Here is a 17,314-nt window from a genome sequence, read left to right as displayed (position 1 = left end):
ATTGTTTTCGGCAAAGGAGAGAAGTTATGTCCGAACGCACAGGGAAGAACCCGGTGGAAGAAATTCGGCGCGATGAAATCGGCGAAGCGTTGTTTCCTGTCATTTCCCGCGAAGATCCATCTTTCTGGATTCAGTCGGTAGACATCGGTACAGCCGATTTTCCTTATATAGAAGCTTTGCTTCGAGAGAGCTTTGCGGATTGGCAGGAGCAGAATGCGGGATTTTCGCAGGATCCGCAGGTGGAATGGTTTTTGTTTAGCCATGAAGGCGAGGCGGCGGCCGGCGATCCGAACTTGATTCTCCAGTTGAAAAAGGAACCCCGGCATGCCGGATGGATGTCCCTTGCGCGCAGGGAATCGGTTATCGTTCCGCCGGAACATCATGAAAGCGAGTACTTGAGAGGCCGTGCAACATTGGCAGTTCCGATCTTCACCCGAAGCGGCGGAGACGTATTCGCTGTGCTAGGTTGCTCGGTTCCGGAAGCTGAAGCAGCCGGAATGCCGCGCCTGGTCGAAATGGGCGGCGCCCATTTTCGTACCTGCTTTTACCAGAGGCTGGAGTATTCGTTCATCCACGATACGCTGTACACCAAGCAGGCCGGCGCGACGGCGCTGAGCGGCGATTCGGCGTTGTTTCGCATGGTTCGGCGGTTGTATGACAAGTTTAACGTCGACGGCGTATTGGAAGAGCTTCTTCGCATCGTGCTTGTTCTGCATCCTTCCGCGCGCTGCCAGCTTTTGATGACGCAGGATTACCAGAGCACGAATCCCCAGTTGAAGGCCTTTTTGTTGGATCAGCGAAAAAGGGACATCTGCACCACCGCATTCATGCAGGGAAGCGTCGAGGTCGAACGCATTCCTGCGCCCGGCCATCCGGAGAGAATCGAAGCCGCGCTTCCGCTTGCCGGACACCAGGGCGTATACGGGGTGTTCCACTTCACGCTCGACCTGCCGCCTGAGCGCCTGGACACGCATTTGCTCGGCATGATCGCAGATACGGCAGGCAAAGCATTCGAGAATGCCAAATTGTACGAACAATCCAATTTGCTGATTCGCGAACTGCTGCTGATCAATGAGCTGACCAAGCGCTTGAATCAGAATTTGCAGCTCAGCGACGTCTTTTCTTTCGCGATCCAGGAATTGGTGGGCATCTTCCGTGCCGAATACTGCTGCATCGTCAAAGACAATCCGGAGGAACAGCGTTTTGAAGTGATGGCGTGCAGCTTGCCCGAGCTTGAGGGCGCATCGTTCAGCCGCGACTACGGTTTCGGAGGACAGGTGCTGCGCACGCAGGAACCGCTGATTGTTTCGGATTACCTGGAATCGTCGGTACCCTCGCGGTTTATGGAATTGGGAGAAGCTCGTTCCATGATTGCCGCCCCGCTGATTTCCAATGGCAAAACGATGGGTGCCGTGCTGCTCGCTCAGCGGGAGCATCATTACTTCTCTTACGAAAACTTTAAACTGCTGCAAATGTTATCGACGCATATCGGTCTGGCGGTGGGCAATGCGACGCTGCATGCCGAGCTTCAACGCATGGCCAATCGCGATACGCTGACCGGTCTGCATGTACGCCGTCATCTGGACGAGCGGATTCACGCCCACCAGCTCGAAGGCTCCAAGGGTGCGCTGCTGGTTATCGATATCGATCGCTTCAAGCAGGTCAACGATACGTACGGGCATCAGATCGGGGATTCGATTCTCCAGCAGATCAGCAGCATCATGAAAAGCTCGATCCGCATGACTGACGTTTCGGCGCGTTGGGGCGGCGAGGAGTTGGCGATCTATTTTCCGGAAACGACGTTGGACGAAGCGCTGCTGGTAGCCGAGCGTATTCGCAGCCTCGTGGAGCAAGAGACGGAACCTTCGGTCACCGTTTCCTGCGGAGTCGCGGAATGGTCGCAGGATAATGGGACCATTAGCGTAGAGTCGTTGTTTTACCGGGCGGATATGGCCTTGTATCAAGCAAAGCATAGCGGCCGGAATCGAATTCATACGGCATTGGCCGAGTGATTCGGATTATGAACATGAAGTGGCGTATAAGCAGTCCAACGAAAAAGACGTTCTGATGCGGCCCAGCAGCCGAACGGAACGTCTTTTCTGTTTTCCGTGACGGAAGCCGGAATGAATCATGACTTCAAGCTGGGGAAGTGCTACAATGATAAAGCCGTCGGCGGCGCTTTTTGTTGACCGTCGTTCAATTTAAGAGGGATTCCGATCCGGAGACCGGAGCCCATTCGTGGAGGGAATAGACACAATGCGCGATCCTAGAGTACAGAAGTTAGCCAAAACGCTGGCGGGTTATTCCGTTAACGTACAACCGGGCGAGAATATTCTGGTTGAAATGATTGGACCTGAGCGCGATCTGCTTCAAGCTGTCGTGGAAGAAATCGCGGCGTTGGGTGGCAATCCGTTCGTTTTGTTGACCGATAAGATGGTGCAGCGTACGATGCTGATGAATGCGACGGAGGACATGATCCGTACTTGGGCGGAAACGGATCTGAACCGAATGAAGCAAATGCAAGGCTACATCGGTATTCGTTCGGGCGAAAATGTGAACGAGCTGGCCGATGTACCGGAAGAAAAGATGAAAATGTACAATTCGCTCTACAATCATCCGGTACATAGCGAGCAGCGCGTCAAGCATACCAAATGGGTCGTCATGCGTTATCCTAGCCCGAGCATGGCGCAGCTCGCGAATATGAGTACGCAAGCCTTTGAAGACTTCTACTTCGACGTCTGCAATCTGGATTATGCCAAAATGGACCGTGCGCAGGATTCCCTGCAAGCACTGATGAACCAAACATCGAAAGTGCGTATCGTGAGCCCGGGCACGGACTTATCGTTTTCCATCGAAAACATTCCGGCAATCAAGTGCTCCGGCACGGCTAACATTCCGGACGGCGAAGTCTACACGGCACCGGTTCGCGATTCCGTCAACGGCACGATCGCCTACAACGCGGCCAGCGTTTACAACGGCATTACCTTTGAGAATGTCACGTTCCGTTTTGAAAACGGAAAGATCGTGGAAGCGACGTCGAACGATACGGAAAAGCTGAATAAAATTCTCGATTCGGACGAAGGCGCCCGCCATATCGGCGAATTCGCGATCGGGTTCAATCCGTATATCCTGACTCCGATGAAAGACACCTTGTTCGACGAAAAAATCGCGGGCAGCCTGCATTTCACGCCCGGTCAAGCTTACGAGATCGCGGATAACGGCAACCGTTCTTCGATCCACTGGGACCTCGTGCTTATTCAACGTCCGGAGTACGGCGGCGGCGAGATTTATTTCGACGACCGACTGATTCGCAAAGACGGAATCTTCGTTGTTCCTGAACTGGAATGTTTGAATCCAGAAAACTTGAAATAATTTTTAAATCGCGCAAAAGGTTTCAGAAACGCGGAAAACGGTTGATAAGAAAGCGGATACAAGTTATCATGGAACATGTGAGCACCAGCTATCATTTTGAAACTTAGACGGAGGGATAACAATGGCTAAAAACAACGCTGCGGTTGTCGAAATCGCGCAAACCGCATCCCGCTTCTCTTCTTCGATCGTTCTTCAATCCGAAAACAAGTACATCGACGTCAAGAGCATCCTCGGATTGTTCACGACGCTGGTGAGCAGCCAACAGTATGAGCTGCACGTAATCGGTCCGGACGCCGAAGCGGCAAAAGCGGCTATGGTTGAAGTATTTGAAAAACACGACCTCAACGTCGTAATCGCGCCCGAATAAGCATGAACGAGTTCCAAGCCTGTACGTTGACCGTGTACAATCGGTGAGCGGATCGGGCGAACCTTTGCCGAAAAGCGAACGGTTTGGTCCGAACGTAATCTTCTGATTAAGAGTTGACCCGATACGAAGTCGACGTATTGAGCACCGCCCGCTGTTAAACGGGACGGTGCTTTTGCTCGTGCGCGTTTACATTTTGTTAGCTGGTTCTTGTATTACCCTTCAAATTCGTCTAATATTAGATTAGAAACGCCGGCCACACTTTCGGGCATAGGGGGGAGAAAATATGACTTCATCTGACGTGCAAGAGCAGTTTCAAATCAAGGCAGCCAATCTTCTTCAGGAAGATGCAGATAAAATCGAGAAATTGATAGAAGTACAGATGGAGAATCTGGCGACCCGCTACTGTCCTCTCTATGAGGAAGTGCTGGATACGCAAATGTACGGTTTTTCCAGACAGGTCGATTTTGCGATTCGTGCAGGCCTCGTCGGCGAGTCGGAAGGCAAGCAGATCGTGAGCAAGCTGGAACGCAATTTGGCGGTTCTCTACGAAGCCCTGAACAATAAGGAATAGCGAACAGATCGTTGCTTCTTTCGGACTTCGACATAACAAAAGCGCGCAGGGAGGATTGACTCCGTACGCGCTTTTTTTTGTATGCTTTTTTGCGGATTGGATTTAATGAACCATGAAGAACGAGACGCCGAGAATGATATACACGGCGATCAACAGCAGTCCTTCGTACCAATTGGTCTCGCCGTCCTGAATGATCGATTTGGCCACGAACACGGATACGGCGATCGCGACGATCTCGATGGTTGAAAATACGATATCCATCGTTCCGCTCAGGCCGCCCATGAAGAAGCTGACGAAGATCAGCACCGGTGCGACGAACAGCGAAATTTGCAAGCTGCTGCCTACTGCAATTTCGACGGAAGCCCCGATTTTATTTTTCATGGCCAGCATAATTGCGGCACTGTGCTCGGCAGCGTTGCCGACGATCGCCACGACGAACGCTCCGACGAACAGTTCGCTGAGCCCGAATTGGGTGGTAAACGTATCAAGCGTGCCGACCAACCATTCGCTGACGAAAGCAACCATGACGGTGGCGATCACGAGATAGAGGATGGAACGGCCTTTTGACCAAGTCGGGGCGTGTTCGTCCTCTGCAGCTGCGCCGGACGCGGCTGGAGTAGGCGTTTCGGCACTGCCGGATGTCGCGCCTGCGGCCCCGCTGATTGCGGCTGCGCCTGCGCGCGAAGTTTCGACCGGATCAGCCAGATAATCTTTGTGCGTAATCATCGAGAAAACGAGCCAAGCGATATAGGCCACGATCAGAATCCCGGCGACGATCAGGCTGAGCGTATCGATCTGCAAACCTTCGATGGAGTGCGTGTTCAGGAATACGGCAGGAACGAACAAAGCAATGACTGCGACGATCATCAGCGATCCGTTCATTCCGGCAAGAGGAACGTTGAATTTTTGTACCTTGAACTTCAATCCTCCGGCAAACAAGCTGAGGCCGAGCACCAGCAGCAGATTGCCGATAATCGATCCGGTCAAGCTGGCCTTCACCATGTCGAACAACCCTTCTTTGACCAACAAGACGGCGATGATCAGCTCTGCCGCATTGCCGAACGTTGCATTCAAAAATCCGCCCAGCCTCTGTCCGGCATAGTGGGCAACGCTTTCGGTAGCGCGGCCGAGAAAGCCGGCTACAAAGATGACCGAGATCGCCGAGAGTACAAACTCCAGCGTGGGATTCCAATGGAGCAGATGCCCCGCTGCGCTCAGTGCAAAAGTCAGAATGAGCAGGATGGGAGAAAGCATTTTTTTCATAAGGTCAGGCCTCCGTCGATAAAATCTTCCTTGGTATGTAAAAATCAATATAACAGGTCCATTCCAAATATACGTCATTTTAAGCCTTATGAAACGATTTACAGAAGAGAACGCAAAAAATATCAAAAACGGCATTTGCGCTGCGAGGGGGTTAGCCCTTAAACTAGAGGTATGAAGTAAGGAGGGATGGTCATGTCCGAACAATTGCAATTGGACAATGGAAATGTACAAATCGCTAACGATGTCGTAGCTAAAATTGCGGGAATGGCTGCACTGGAAACCCCGGGAATCGCCGCGATGTCCGGAGGCTTATCGGAAGGCTGGGCGAAGCGTCTGAGCGGTAAAAACGTGCAGAAGGGCGTGACCGTCGAAGTCGGCCAGTTGGAGACGGCAATTGACCTGCGCATCATCGTCTTGTATGAAACGCCGATTCATGAAGTCTGTCGCATGCTGCAGCAGAATGTTCGCGAAGCCGTAGAAAATATGACCGGACTGAAAGTGGTCGAAGTCAATGTCAAAGTCGAAGGCGTCGCCTTCAAGGACGATATCTCGATCGAGGAGCCTTCCCGTATCCGCTAAAACAGGCAGATCAAGCGGACCTTCAAAAGATTCGTCATGTGCAGCATAAAAGAAGGTTCTCCCGATGATTCGGGAGAACCTTTTTACGTGGATCGATAGGTTGAGGACAAGCGGTCATGCACATTGTCCTCAACCGTCGCTTTATTATCGGGAACGGTACAAAGCCGGACGGCGTTCCGGTACGGTTACCGTTTCTGTCGATTCTTGCTTGATCGAAGAGTTTGCTTTTTTCGAATCGCGCGAGATGCTGAGCAGGATGCCCATACTGAACAAGGTGATGAGCAGGGATGTGCCGCCGTGACTGATGAACGGAAGCGTAACGCCGGTGAGCGGAATGGTATTGGTCACGCCGCCGATGTTGATAAAGGCTTGAATACCGATCAGGCCGACGATGCCGACGCCGGTCAACGTGCCGAAGATATCCGGACAGCGAAGAGAAACCAGCAGCCCTCTCCATAAGAAGTACAGATATAGCAGCAGGAACGCTGCCGTTCCGATGAATCCGAATTCTTCGCCGATAATGGCAAAGATAAAGTCGTTATGCGGGTTGGACAGGTACGAGAGCTTCTGGATGCTTTGTCCGTAACCCGCGCCCGTCGCGCCGCCCTCGCCGACCGCGATCAGCGAATTGAGCAGGTTTTGGGTAGAGCCTTTAGGATCGGCGAACGGATTGAGATACGCTTGGATCCGGTCCACGCGATAGCTGGAATTCGCACTGGCCTCGTCAGGGCTTTTCGGAGTGAGCAGTTCTTTGGCGCCGAGAAAAAGTCCGAGCATGACAGCCACGATCAACATCGAGCCCAGAATATGCTTCATGCTCGCTCCGCCCGCATAGATCACCAGAAGACAAGCCAGAACGAGAATCATGCAGGAACCAAAGTCGGGTTGAAGCATGACCAGTCCGGCAATTACCGAGACGATGACGAATACGGGCATAAAGCCGGAGCGAAGATCGCGGAATCGTTCGCCTTTTTTCGAAATCAAAGCGGCCAGATACAAAATCGTGCTAATTTTCGCCAGTTCAGTTGGTTGAAGGGTGAACGAGCCGATTCTGATCCAACTGTGCGCGCCGTTGACGGCAGGCATGAACAGTACGGCCACAAGCAGGATAAAGGTCAGGAAAAACATCGGAATAAACAGTTTTTTGAACTTTTTATAAGGGATATTCATCGTAATTAGCATGACGAAGATGCCGAGCAGCGCATACAGAAATTGCGACTCCGTGAAGAAAAACGGATTATAGCTGAACTTTTTGCTGATCAGCGTAAAACTCGAACTGGCGCTAAATACCATCAACAAACCGAATCCTGTCAAAATCAGCGTCAGAATCAATAATTGAAAATCGGGCGGAGCTTTGGGCGGCCTGGCTTTCGTCTTGACGCCTGAGCGGCTTGTCTGACTGTTATTGTTGGTTCTTATTGTGCTCATGTAAGTTCAATCCTTCGGCGGCCGCTGCGAAAAGCGCCGTTTATGTGTAAGATGATGTGAATGCCCGTCTAAAACTTCATCTTTCATCATAATCGCTTTGAAACCGGGGTGCAAGACCTGTCATAACGGTGGGCGATGCTTTTGTTTTTTGCTACAATGACGAAAAGGCGCATTAAGCAAGCGGTTCGCATGGAAAGGCAAGCAGGCGTGAAGTTAAACTGAAGGGACCTGAAACAATGAATGAAACAGTGGAACGCGGATTTGCGGACATGGTAGAGTGGCGCAGGCATCTGCATCAATATCCCGAATTGTCCTATAAAGAGCGGGAGACGGCGGCATTTGTCGCGGAAAAATTGGAAAGCTTCGGCATCGAAGTTCGTACCGGTCTGGGCGGGCATGGATTGATCGGCACGGTGCAAGGATCGAGGCCAGGCCGGGTTATCGCGCTGCGGGCCGATATGGACGCACTTCCGATCAATGAAGAAAGCGGAGCCGAATATGCGTCGCGGCGAGAAGGGGTCATGCACGCATGCGGACATGACGGGCACACGGCCGCGCTGCTTGCAGTGGCGCGTTATTTTGCGGATCGTCGGGATTCTTTGCAAGGAGAAATCCGATTGTTGTTCCAGGCTTCGGAAGAAGTCTGCCCGGGGGGGGCCAAGCCGATGATCGAAAATGGAGCTCTTGAGGGCGTCGATGCGGTGTACGGCGTTCACTTGTGGACTCCGATTCCTGTCGGTACGGTGGCTTCCGCAACGGGGGCCATGATGGCTTCGACGGATGAGTTTTTCATTGACATAACGGGACGCGGCGGCCACGGAGGAATGCCGCACGAGACCGTCGACAGCATCGTAGCGGCATCGGCTCTGGTTGTGCAGCTTCAGACGGTGGTCAGCCGTTCCGTTGACCCGCTGCGTCCGGCCGTTTTAAGCATCGGAACCATCAGCGGAGGGACGGCGCAAAATGTAGTGGCGGAGAAAACGCGAATTACGGGAACGGTGCGGACTTTCGACGAAAACACGCGAGCATTGATTCGTCAGCGGATCGAAGCGATCAGCAATCATGTAGCGGAAGTTTACGGAGCAACGGCCCAGGTCGAGTATCTGGTCGGATACCCCGCACTGGTCAATCACGCAAAGGAAGCTGAACGGTTCTTCCGTGTTGCGCCTTCGGCCTTGCCGGGCTTTAAGATCGAAACGGCTACGCCGCTTATGCCTGCCGAAGACTTTGCTTATTATTTGCAAGAGCGTCCGGGGTGCTTCATGCTCGTGGGAGCGGGTAATTCCGAAAAGGGATTCGTTTATCCGCATCATCATCCCCGCTTTGATTTTGACGAACGGGCGATGACGGCGTCGGCTTCATTGCTCATTGCGATGGCTGAAGCTGCACTTGAGGACAAAACTTAGAATTAGAGTGAGTATTTCTGACCTCGTTGCGGTAGTTCTTCTGCCCTGCCCTCTTCTGTTAAAGGCTTACATCCTGCTCGGTGTTGTGCTATGATAATTGTACCTGCCCTTCCCGGGTGGGAACGGGTAGAGTTTCAGCACAGAAGCGGGATGACACAATGAGCGTATCGGAGATTGAAACAGTCGACATGGCCTGTGTGCTCATGAGCGCATATGAATTGGGCGATATGATCAACGGTTCTGTCGAAGTTGCGGATTATTTATATTGGCGCGAACGGATGCAGGAGCATCCGGAAGTGCGGCGTCTCATCGGTAAGTTGAACGCCAAGAAAGAACTGTTTGAAGAAACGCAGCGTTTCGGACATTTTCACCCGAATTTCCACGCCGCGAAAGAGGAAGTCGAGCTCGTCGAACGGGAGATGGAGGAGATCGAGGCCGTATCCCGTTTTAAAGAAGCGGAGAAGGCGCTTGACGACCTGCTCTTTGAAATGTCGGAGACGATCGCCTATTCGGTTTCTTCGAGTATCAAGGTACCGGGGAATGATCCGCTGCCGAAAAAGGGTTGCGGAAGCGGCGGTTCCTGCGGCTGCGGCTAAGATGCCGGCCGGTTATTTACAGAAAGAAGGTGCGAGCATCATGGTCCCGGAACGTATCGGTTATATCGTATGGGTCAATGACCTGAAAGCGGCACGTAATTTGGAGAAATACGGAACGCTTCATTACGTATCGCGTCGGATGCACTACGCCGTCGTTTATCTTAATGCCGATCGGGCGGAGGAAACGGCGAAACATATGCGCAGGCTCTCCTACGTACGCAAAATCGAAAGGTCGCATCGGACTGAGCTGAAGACGGATTACGGCAGCAAACTTCCGGAGGATGCTCCATCGGAGCTTCCGGATTCCGAAGCGCTGTCGGGCTGAATTTCGGATCGGCGGAAAAATGTAAAAGAAGCGGCCCAACTGGGCCGCTTCTTCTGCACCGTGGGAGAATGGCAATTGGCTTTTCTTGAACAGCTTGTATAAGTTAGAAGCATGATGTAATATATTGGGTATATATACATAGATATAAAGACCTATTGTGTTGACTCTGGCCTAAAAGGATTCACTATCGTCAACATAATCGTGCATGGAACGGGTCCGATTCGATGCTTGCAGGTTCGTTAATATTAAGCATCCGCGTGATCCATGCACCAAGGCGTGCGCGCAATGTATCGGTTGTTTAAACAAAGATCGATTCGCAGTTGTGCAATCGCCGCAAGAAAGACCAAGTCGAGTCTCTGGAGAGTGATAAACGGTGCGGGATAAGGCGACGGAACGATGGAGCACTTACGAACCTTTTTTCATCGCTCTCGGTGACAAAAAGGTGGCAGACATCGTCATTACGAATCATGCCAAAAGCCGCTATGGCGATCGGATCGAAAGCGGACAAAAAAGTACGGAAGAGATTACGGCCTGGCTGTGGGAATGCTTGCAGAACAAGCAAATGCTTCCGTATTATCGCAAAGAAGAAGACGTTTATCTGATCGATGACGATATTGTCGTCGTAGCGGAATTTGGCGAGCTGGCAGGCCCATATCCGGTGGAAGGCGGCCCTCTGCACAAAATGATCGTGGTGACGTTTCTTGGCAAAATGTCGGAAACCATTGAACTGCGGGATTTGAAATCGTATTACTCTTGGTTGCGGCATTCGCGAAGAATGACGCTGATGAAAAACGGACGCAAAAAAAAGTAGCGAGCGAGACGTGGAACACGGGCGTCGGTCATAAGGGGAATGCCCCGCAATCGAATAAGCAATGGCTTGTCTAACTTTGACAAGCCGGTAAGCCCAGGCATGAAAATTTCGATTTTCATGCTTTTTTTGTGAGGAGGATGAAGGAATGGCGCTTAACTTTCACCAGCTGCATATTTTTCATACGGTTGCGGAGAAAGGTAGTTTTTCCGCGGCAGCGGCAGCGATGCATATGACGCAGCCGGCGGTTACGATGCAGGTACAGGCTTTGGAAGAGCATTTCGGGACGAAGCTGCTCAATCGGTCGACGAAAAAGATCGAGCTGACCGAGTCGGGACGCATGCTGATTCCCTTTGCCAGACGTAGTATCGAGCTTATGCAGGAAACGGATACGGAAATGGCTCGTTTTACGCATAAGTTGGAAGGACGTCTGCGGTTTGGGGCAAGCAATACGATCGGCGAGTATGTTCTGCCTCCGCTGTTGGTTCCGTTCGGCCGGCAGCATCCCGATATCGCGATCTCGCTCAAAGTGATGAATACGACGCAAATTTTGGACGAGATCGCCCGTCATACTTTGAATTTCGGGCTTGTTGAAGCGCCTGTCGTGCATCCGGATATTATCAGCGAGTCGGTGATGCAGGATGAACTGCGCCTGATCGTTCCGGCCGGACATGCGCTTGCGGGTCGAACGTCGATTACGTTGAAAGAAGCATCGGCGCACCCTTTCGTATTGCGTGAAGAAGGTTCCGGTACGCGGCAGGTCATGGAAGAAGAATGGAAAGCCAAAGGAATGGACCCGCGCTCGCTGCAAACGGTTATGGAGCTTGGCAGTACGGGAGCGGTGAAATCGGCGGTCGAAGCGGGGCTTGGCATTACGATGCTTTCGCCTTCTTCGGTGAAGCATGAGCTTGCCTTGGGGCTGCTGCATGCGGTTCCTGTTGCCGATGCGTCGTTTAAAAGACAGTTCTATTCGATTCGGTTAAAGTCGACGCTGCTTCCGATTGCGGCGGTCGCCTTTTTGAATTTCCTGCGGGAGCGCCAGATTAGCGAATCGTCCGAGGAAGGAGAGGAATAGAGATGGGCGGAGATATCAAAGGATCATACGATCTTCATATGCACAGTACAGCTTCGGACGGAATGAATACACCGAAAGAGTTGGTGCGAATCGCAGCAGAACGCGGGTTGAGAGGAATCGCTTTGACCGATCATGATACGGTTGCAGGCTTACGCGAAGCTGCGGAGGAAGCGGCGCTTGTCGGCCTGGAGTTTGTGCCGGGAATTGAAATCAGCACGCGAGCAGGCGAAAAAGATATCCATATGCTCGGGTATTTCGTGAATCCGGCGGACGAGATTTTTTTGGAAAGACTGGCGGGCTTGCGCGGAACGCGCGACCAACGTAACGATCTAATCTTGGAACGTCTGCGGCAATTGGGCGTGGAGATTACGTTGGACGAGGTGAAAGAACGCGGCGGCCGACCGTTGAAACCGGGCGAGAGCGTCGGTAGGCCGCATATGGCGGATGTCTTGGTGCGTAAAGGATACGCGGTCGACTTACGGGATGCTTTTGACAAGTATCTTGCCGAAGGCGCAGCAGCTTATGTTTCTCCTCCGCGAATTACTCCGGCAGAAGCGGCGGATTGGATTCGTGCAGCAGGCGGTGTGCCCGTAGTAGCGCATCCGGGATTGTACGGAGATGACGGGTTGGTGCGGGAAGTGATCGGGACGGCGAAAGTGGCCGGGGTTGAAGTGCGGCATCCGGATCATGATGCAGCGGGTGAAGAACGGTATCGGGAGATGGCGCGAGAGTATCAGTTGATCACCACGGCGGGGTCGGATTATCACGGAGTGCGGCAGGGCGTTGTTTTTCATGGGGAGTTGGGGGAGTACGTGGCGGGGGAGGGAGTGGTTAACGCTCTTCTTCGCATGACCTCTCGCTAACGGTTCGGTCATTGCGAAATGTCGAACGCTTTGCACGTATTCGCGCTGATTTGCGCTTTCGTTCGACTGTAGCTCCGCTCGTTTTCCTACGGAAAGCCGAAGTCGCTTAGATCGTTAACCACTCCCTCTGGCACGTCCTCTTATTTTGCGGAGAGGGGATTGGGTTCGCTGCTGTTCGCAGCATCGCTGGGTTGGGTATGCAGAAAGGTCAGTCTCCGATTGGGAGACTGACCTTTTTGTGTTGAGTTTATTTTGTGAATAGATTGTCTTTTTTCGAAAACATCAAAAGTCATTAATTATTTTTCACCGTGTTCGGCAATGATTTGATCAGATCCTCATCAGGCGTAACGAAGAGTGTTTTTTGATGATCGTAGATCACGAAACCCGGTTTGGAGCCGCTTGGTTTGCGGACATGGCGGATTTGGGTTGTATCTACGGGAACGCTGCTGGAGTGCTTGGCTTGGCTGAAGTAGGCGGCGAGTTGGGCAGCTTCGTTCAACGTGTCTTCGCCGTATTCGCTGCTGCGGATCACGACGTGCGAGCCCGGGATGTCTTTGGTGTGCAGCCAGGTGTCGCTGGAATGGGCCAAGCGGTTGGTGATGAACTCGTTTTGCAGGTTGTTTTTGCCGACATAAATTTCGATGCCTTCCGACGAGGTGTACAGATGCAGCGTCGGTTTATCGTTCTTTTTCTTCTTTTTGGAACCGCGCGGCGCGCGGCTGCGGACGTAGCCTTGTTCGGCCAGCTCGGCGCGGATTTCATCGACGTCGCGCAGGGAAGCATCGTTCAGCTGCTGAAGCAGGCTGTCCATGTAGGCGATTTCTTCGTGCGTCTTTTTGATCTGCTCGTCGATGACGGCCAAGCTGTTTTTGTATTTGTTGTACTTTTTAAAATAGCGTTGGGCGTTGTCCGACGGGTTCAGCAGAGGATCGAGCCCGATCTTGATCGTGCGCTGTTCTTCGTCGTAGAAGTTGACCAGCTCGATCTCTTTCATCCCGCGTTGTAGCTCGTGCAGCGACGCGAAGAGCAATTCGCCTTGAATCCGGTATTGCTCGGCGTCCTGGGCTTCTTCGAGGTCTTTGTCCAGGTGATCGAGCTTTTTGACGTTTTTCCCGCGCTCGTTCTGGAGGAACTTCAGCAGGTCGCTGACCTTTTGTTTGACGGTATCCCGGTCGGCTTTATCGCCGTAATAATGCTCCATGCAAGTGCCGATCGAATCGAAGGTGCGCTTTTCGCCCTGGATCAGGGTTAACGGAACGGCGGAGAAAACAAGCTTGCCGCGTGCGTTGAGACCGCTGCTCGGCGCGAAACGCGCTTCACGGACATCGTTCATCAGCGCATCGAATGCCGCCCAGACGGATGCGCCGTCCGGTGCGGAATCGTTCCCGGTATCGTCGGCTCCGCCTGCGCGATGCAGCACTTCCTGAGCGATCAGCGGGCTGAGTCCGGTGAACGCGTCCACGATTCGGTTGACCGGAGGCTCGACGATGTTTTCGTTCCATTTTTGCTTGAATTGTTCTTCGGTCGCTTCTAAAGGATTAAGTTTGTTCTGCTGCGGAGGCTCTTGGTACTTGAACCCCGGCATCACGATCCGATAACTGCTGATCGCCGGCGTGACATGATGGATGCCGTCGAGGATCGTGTCCGTCGAAGCGTCGAGCAGGATAATATTGCTGTGACGGCCCATCAGTTCGACGACGAGCTTTTTAAGCGATACGTCTCCTACTTCGTCCCGCTGCCTGATCCAGAAATGCAAAATGCGTTCCATCCCGACCTGTTCGATCTTTTCGATCACGCCGCCTTCGCAGTGCTTGCGCATCAGCATGCAGAACATGGGCGCTTCGGGAGGGTTCATATAGGATTGCTCGGTAAACTGCACCCGCGGGTAGGTAAGGCTTGCGGAGAGCAGCAGTTTTCTATTGCCTTCGCGCGAACGAATCTGGAAAATGATATCGTTGCCGGAAGGTTGATGAATTTTGCTAATGCGAGCTCCTTGAAGGGAGGCAAGCTCGGTGACGATTGCTCGCGTAACGATTCCGTCCAGTGCCATCTATAACGACCTTCTTTCTCTAATGACCCAAATGAATACGACTCCAGCACGCGGAAAAACACAAAGTTTCACGCAGAAAATCAATAGTAATCGCGCGAGGGTTCGGGTATCTTAATTAATGTAGCTTTCGCGGAGAAGTCCATATACGGTCGGATTCCGCAAATGGACGCGGCATGATCTATATATTGAGCGAAACCGGGACGTTCGTCAACTTTTCGGATCTTGCGAATTGACCCGTATGCCTGTTTCGAAAACGATAAGGAGTGGAATCAACATGATGGAATTCACGAAAATGCACGGACTCGGTAACGACTTTGTGATCGTATACGGAGAAAAAGAGCTTCCCGCTAATGCGGCAGAACTTGCGGTGAAAGTCTGCGACCGTTTCTTCGGCGTCGGCGCGGACGGGCTTGTTTACATTTTGCCGTCCGAAAAAGCGAACTTCATGATGCGCATCATGAACTCCGACGGTTCGGAAGCCGAGCAATGCGGCAATGCGATTCGCTGCGTGGCCAAATATGTGTACGATCACAAATTGGCAGAGGGCGAAGAGCTCACGATCGAGACGATCGGAGCAGGCGTACAGCCTCTGACGATTCAAGCGGAAAACGGCGTTGCCCGAACAGTACGCGTCGATATGGGAGCTCCGATTCTCGAAGGCGCCAAAATCCCGGTTGACGTAGATGGCGAACAGGTGGTCGATCAGCCGATCGAAGCTCTGGGCGAATCGTTCCGGTTCACCGCAGTCTCCATGGGCAATCCGCACTGCGTGATCTATGTGGACGACGCCGTAAACTTCGACCTTGCGAAATGGGGACCCGTTCTTGAGAAGCATCCTCTCTTCCCGAAAAAAGTAAACGTCGAATTCGCGACCGTCAACAGCCGCGAACAGATCGACATGCGCGTATGGGAACGCGGCGCGGGCCCTACCCTGGCGTGCGGAACAGGCGCATGCGCAACGCTGGTCTCTTCCGTTCTCAACGGCCACAGCGACCGCGAAGCCACCGTATCCCTCAAAGGCGGCGACCTGTTCATCGAATGGAACGAATCCGACAACCACGTCTACATGACCGGCCCCGCAGCCTTCGTCTACACCGGCACTTTGACCGCTTAAATCAAGCTGTCGGGAAAGCTGCTTTGGCGGGGGGAAGCGAGACGACTGCGAGAGAAATTCGGTAAAGACGCTGTCTCACTTGGAAAACTGGATTGAAATTTTAGTTGTAGGTTTCCAAGTTCAAAGGCGTATTGACCTGAATTTCTCTCTCCGTCTTCTCGCTTCCAGCCACGTTATGCTTTTCCCGACACCTTAAAGCCGCCGCAAAGCTGCGGCTTTTTTTTATTTTTAACTAAATAAAAAAAAGCCGTTCTCATGGAAACGGCTCTGCGTCGAGAAAATTCTATTCAGTCAAAGCGTAGCGGAGGGGGAAATTCAGTGAAAGATGCCTTTGAGCTTATAAAGTCGGAGACTTTATAAGCGAGACAGCATCTTGAACGAATTTCCCCCGCAGCGCCCCAGCTTTACCCCCGAATAGGATTTTCCCGGCGCAGCAAAGCCGTCCCCTAATGAAAACAGCTTGCCGCCCTCACCATTTGAGGGGGCGGAGTTTGGATTCGATGTCGGCCCGGCGGTGCTCCAGGAATGAAGGCAGGCCCAATTTCTCGCCCAGCGATTCAATCGGTTCGTCGATATCGAATCCCGGCGTATCCGTCGATAATTCGAACAGTATGCCGTTCGGCTCGCGGAAATACAATGCTCTGAAATAATCGCGGTCTACGCGCCCCGAGTTTTGCAAACCGCTTGCCGCGATGCGATCGATCCATTTGGCGTACTCTTCCTCGTTCGGAATACGGAATGCCACGTGATGCGCGCCGCCGCGTCCCAAGCGGAACTTCGGCAGATCGGGGCGGGCTTCCAAATGAACTTCCGCGCCGGAGCCGCCTTCGCCCGTCGCGAATACTTCGATTTCGGCAAAATCGCCTGCCGGAGACGGATAAGTTCCTACTTTGCGGAAACCCATGAGCTGGGTCAATACAAGAGCGGTCGGCTTCGCATCGGCCACGGTCAACGTGACAGGGCCGAGACCGACGATGGCATGCTCCAGCGGAATGCCTTCGGCAGTCCATGGCTCGCCAGGCGCCACGCCGGCTTCGCCTTCGTCGGCCGCCAAAATCAACTGCGTGCCTTCGAAATCCTCGAAAGCCAGCGTGTTGCGTCCGGCGCGTTGGATGATCTCGCCGTGCTTGATTCCGAGCGAGTCCAGACGTTCTTGCCAAAAGCGCAATGAGGCTGTAGTCGGTACTCTTAGCGAAGTAGAAGAAATACTGGATACGCCCGGGTAGGAAGGCCCGATTCCCGGGTAATCAAAGTAAGTAACCTCGGTTCCGGGACTTGCGACCGCATCTCCGTAGAAAAGATGGTAGGAAGTCGTATTGTCCTGATTTACCGATTTTTTGACCAAACGCATGCCGAGAATCCGGGTGAAGAAGTCATAGTTTTGTTCGGCTTTTCCGGTCATGAGCGATACGTGGTGTTGTCCGAGTAATTGCATAACGATCATCTCCTTGTAACAATTGAAGGAATGGGTGTGAGGAATAGAATGACTATTCAGGT

At 52.7% G+C, this 17,314-nt stretch carries 16 protein-coding genes; 12 read left to right on the top strand and 4 right to left on the bottom strand.

Translation table 11 applies throughout. The annotated features are described in order from the left end of the window. Nucleotides 1–26: 26 nt before the first annotated feature. From HRQ63_RS20100 to HRQ63_RS20085, 4 genes are all read left to right on the top strand, one after another. Nucleotides 27–2,012, top strand: a complete 1,986-nt coding sequence (locus tag HRQ63_RS20100; protein ID WP_172246975.1) for a sensor domain-containing diguanylate cyclase — start codon at nucleotides 27–29, stop codon at nucleotides 2,010–2,012. A gap of 244 nt (nucleotides 2,013–2,256) precedes the next feature. Beyond that, complete coding sequence (locus HRQ63_RS20095; RefSeq protein WP_037289649.1) at nucleotides 2,257–3,372, top strand: aminopeptidase; 1,116 nt, start codon at nucleotides 2,257–2,259, stop codon at nucleotides 3,370–3,372. 121 nt (nucleotides 3,373–3,493) lie between these two features. Then, nucleotides 3,494–3,739 carry an HPr family phosphocarrier protein gene (locus HRQ63_RS20090; RefSeq protein ID WP_037289647.1) on the top strand — a complete coding sequence of 82 codons (246 nt, stop codon included), beginning with the start codon at nucleotides 3,494–3,496 and terminating at the stop codon, nucleotides 3,737–3,739. 283 nt (nucleotides 3,740–4,022) lie between these two features. Further along, nucleotides 4,023–4,310, top strand: coding sequence for an Fpa/YlaN family protein (locus HRQ63_RS20085; RefSeq protein ID WP_037289645.1), 288 nt, complete (start codon nucleotides 4,023–4,025; stop codon nucleotides 4,308–4,310). A 102-nt stretch (nucleotides 4,311–4,412) separates the two neighbouring features. Here HRQ63_RS20085 and cax read toward each other — a convergent pair whose 3' ends face one another. Beyond that, nucleotides 4,413–5,573, bottom strand: a complete 1,161-nt coding sequence (gene cax / locus HRQ63_RS20080) for a calcium/proton exchanger (RefSeq protein WP_172246974.1) — start codon at nucleotides 5,571–5,573, stop codon at nucleotides 4,413–4,415. Between the two features lie 192 nt (nucleotides 5,574–5,765). On the opposite strand from cax, the gene HRQ63_RS20075 reads away from it, so the two are divergent. Beyond that, entirely contained in the window at nucleotides 5,766–6,152 is a 387-nt protein-coding gene (locus HRQ63_RS20075) for an Asp23/Gls24 family envelope stress response protein (protein ID WP_037289642.1), read from the top strand. A gap of 144 nt (nucleotides 6,153–6,296) precedes the next feature. Here HRQ63_RS20075 and ftsW read toward each other — a convergent pair whose 3' ends face one another. Beyond that, nucleotides 6,297–7,580, bottom strand: coding sequence for a putative lipid II flippase FtsW (ftsW, locus tag HRQ63_RS20070; protein WP_172246973.1), 1,284 nt, complete (start codon nucleotides 7,578–7,580; stop codon nucleotides 6,297–6,299). Nucleotides 7,581–7,816: 236 nt separating this feature from the next. Here ftsW and HRQ63_RS20065 point away from each other — a divergent pair, with 236 nt between their 5' ends. The 6 genes from HRQ63_RS20065 to HRQ63_RS20040 all read left to right on the top strand — a co-directional run bounded on the left by HRQ63_RS20065 (nucleotide 7,817) and on the right by HRQ63_RS20040 (nucleotide 12,653). After that, a complete protein-coding gene (locus tag HRQ63_RS20065) occupies nucleotides 7,817–8,986 on the top strand; it encodes a M20 family metallopeptidase (protein WP_172246972.1) in 1,170 nt (389 codons plus the stop codon). Nucleotides 8,987–9,144: 158 nt separating this feature from the next. Next, nucleotides 9,145–9,582: a YlbF/YmcA family competence regulator gene (locus HRQ63_RS20060; RefSeq protein ID WP_172246971.1), complete on the top strand. Its 438-nt coding sequence runs from the start codon at nucleotides 9,145–9,147 to the stop codon at nucleotides 9,580–9,582. A 40-nt stretch (nucleotides 9,583–9,622) separates the two neighbouring features. Further along, the gene (locus HRQ63_RS20055; RefSeq protein WP_172246970.1) at nucleotides 9,623–9,907 is read left to right on the top strand and encodes a YlbG family protein; all 285 of its coding nucleotides are present in this window, start codon (nucleotides 9,623–9,625) and stop codon (nucleotides 9,905–9,907) included. Between the two features lie 373 nt (nucleotides 9,908–10,280). Continuing rightward, nucleotides 10,281–10,718: a hypothetical protein gene (locus HRQ63_RS20050; protein ID WP_172246969.1), complete on the top strand. Its 438-nt coding sequence runs from the start codon at nucleotides 10,281–10,283 to the stop codon at nucleotides 10,716–10,718. Between the two features lie 145 nt (nucleotides 10,719–10,863). Then, on the top strand, nucleotides 10,864–11,790 hold the full coding sequence (locus tag HRQ63_RS20045) for a selenium metabolism-associated LysR family transcriptional regulator (RefSeq protein WP_172246968.1): 927 nt from the start codon (nucleotides 10,864–10,866) through the stop codon (nucleotides 11,788–11,790). A gap of 2 nt (nucleotides 11,791–11,792) precedes the next feature. After that, on the top strand, nucleotides 11,793–12,653 hold the full coding sequence (locus HRQ63_RS20040) for a PHP domain-containing protein (protein WP_172246967.1): 861 nt from the start codon (nucleotides 11,793–11,795) through the stop codon (nucleotides 12,651–12,653). Nucleotides 12,654–12,945: 292 nt separating this feature from the next. Here the strand turns inward: HRQ63_RS20040 and HRQ63_RS20035 are convergent, their stop codons facing one another. Next, complete coding sequence (locus HRQ63_RS20035) at nucleotides 12,946–14,703, bottom strand: Rqc2 family fibronectin-binding protein (protein ID WP_172246966.1); 1,758 nt, start codon at nucleotides 14,701–14,703, stop codon at nucleotides 12,946–12,948. 277 nt (nucleotides 14,704–14,980) lie between these two features. Between HRQ63_RS20035 and dapF the strand changes: the two genes are divergently transcribed. Further along, entirely contained in the window at nucleotides 14,981–15,817 is an 837-nt protein-coding gene (dapF, locus tag HRQ63_RS20030) for a diaminopimelate epimerase (protein ID WP_172247267.1), read from the top strand. Between the two features lie 469 nt (nucleotides 15,818–16,286). On the opposite strand, the gene HRQ63_RS20025 is transcribed toward dapF, so the two are convergent. Beyond that, the gene (locus HRQ63_RS20025) at nucleotides 16,287–17,252 is read right to left on the bottom strand and encodes a ring-cleaving dioxygenase (RefSeq protein WP_172246965.1); all 966 of its coding nucleotides are present in this window, start codon (nucleotides 17,250–17,252) and stop codon (nucleotides 16,287–16,289) included. Between the last annotated feature and the right edge of the window lie 62 nt (nucleotides 17,253–17,314).

It is taken from the genome of Saccharibacillus endophyticus (assembly GCF_013185185.1).
Lineage (GTDB): Bacteria > Bacillota > Bacilli > Paenibacillales > Paenibacillaceae > Saccharibacillus > Saccharibacillus endophyticus.
This window is presented reverse-complemented; position numbering and strand designations above follow the sequence as displayed.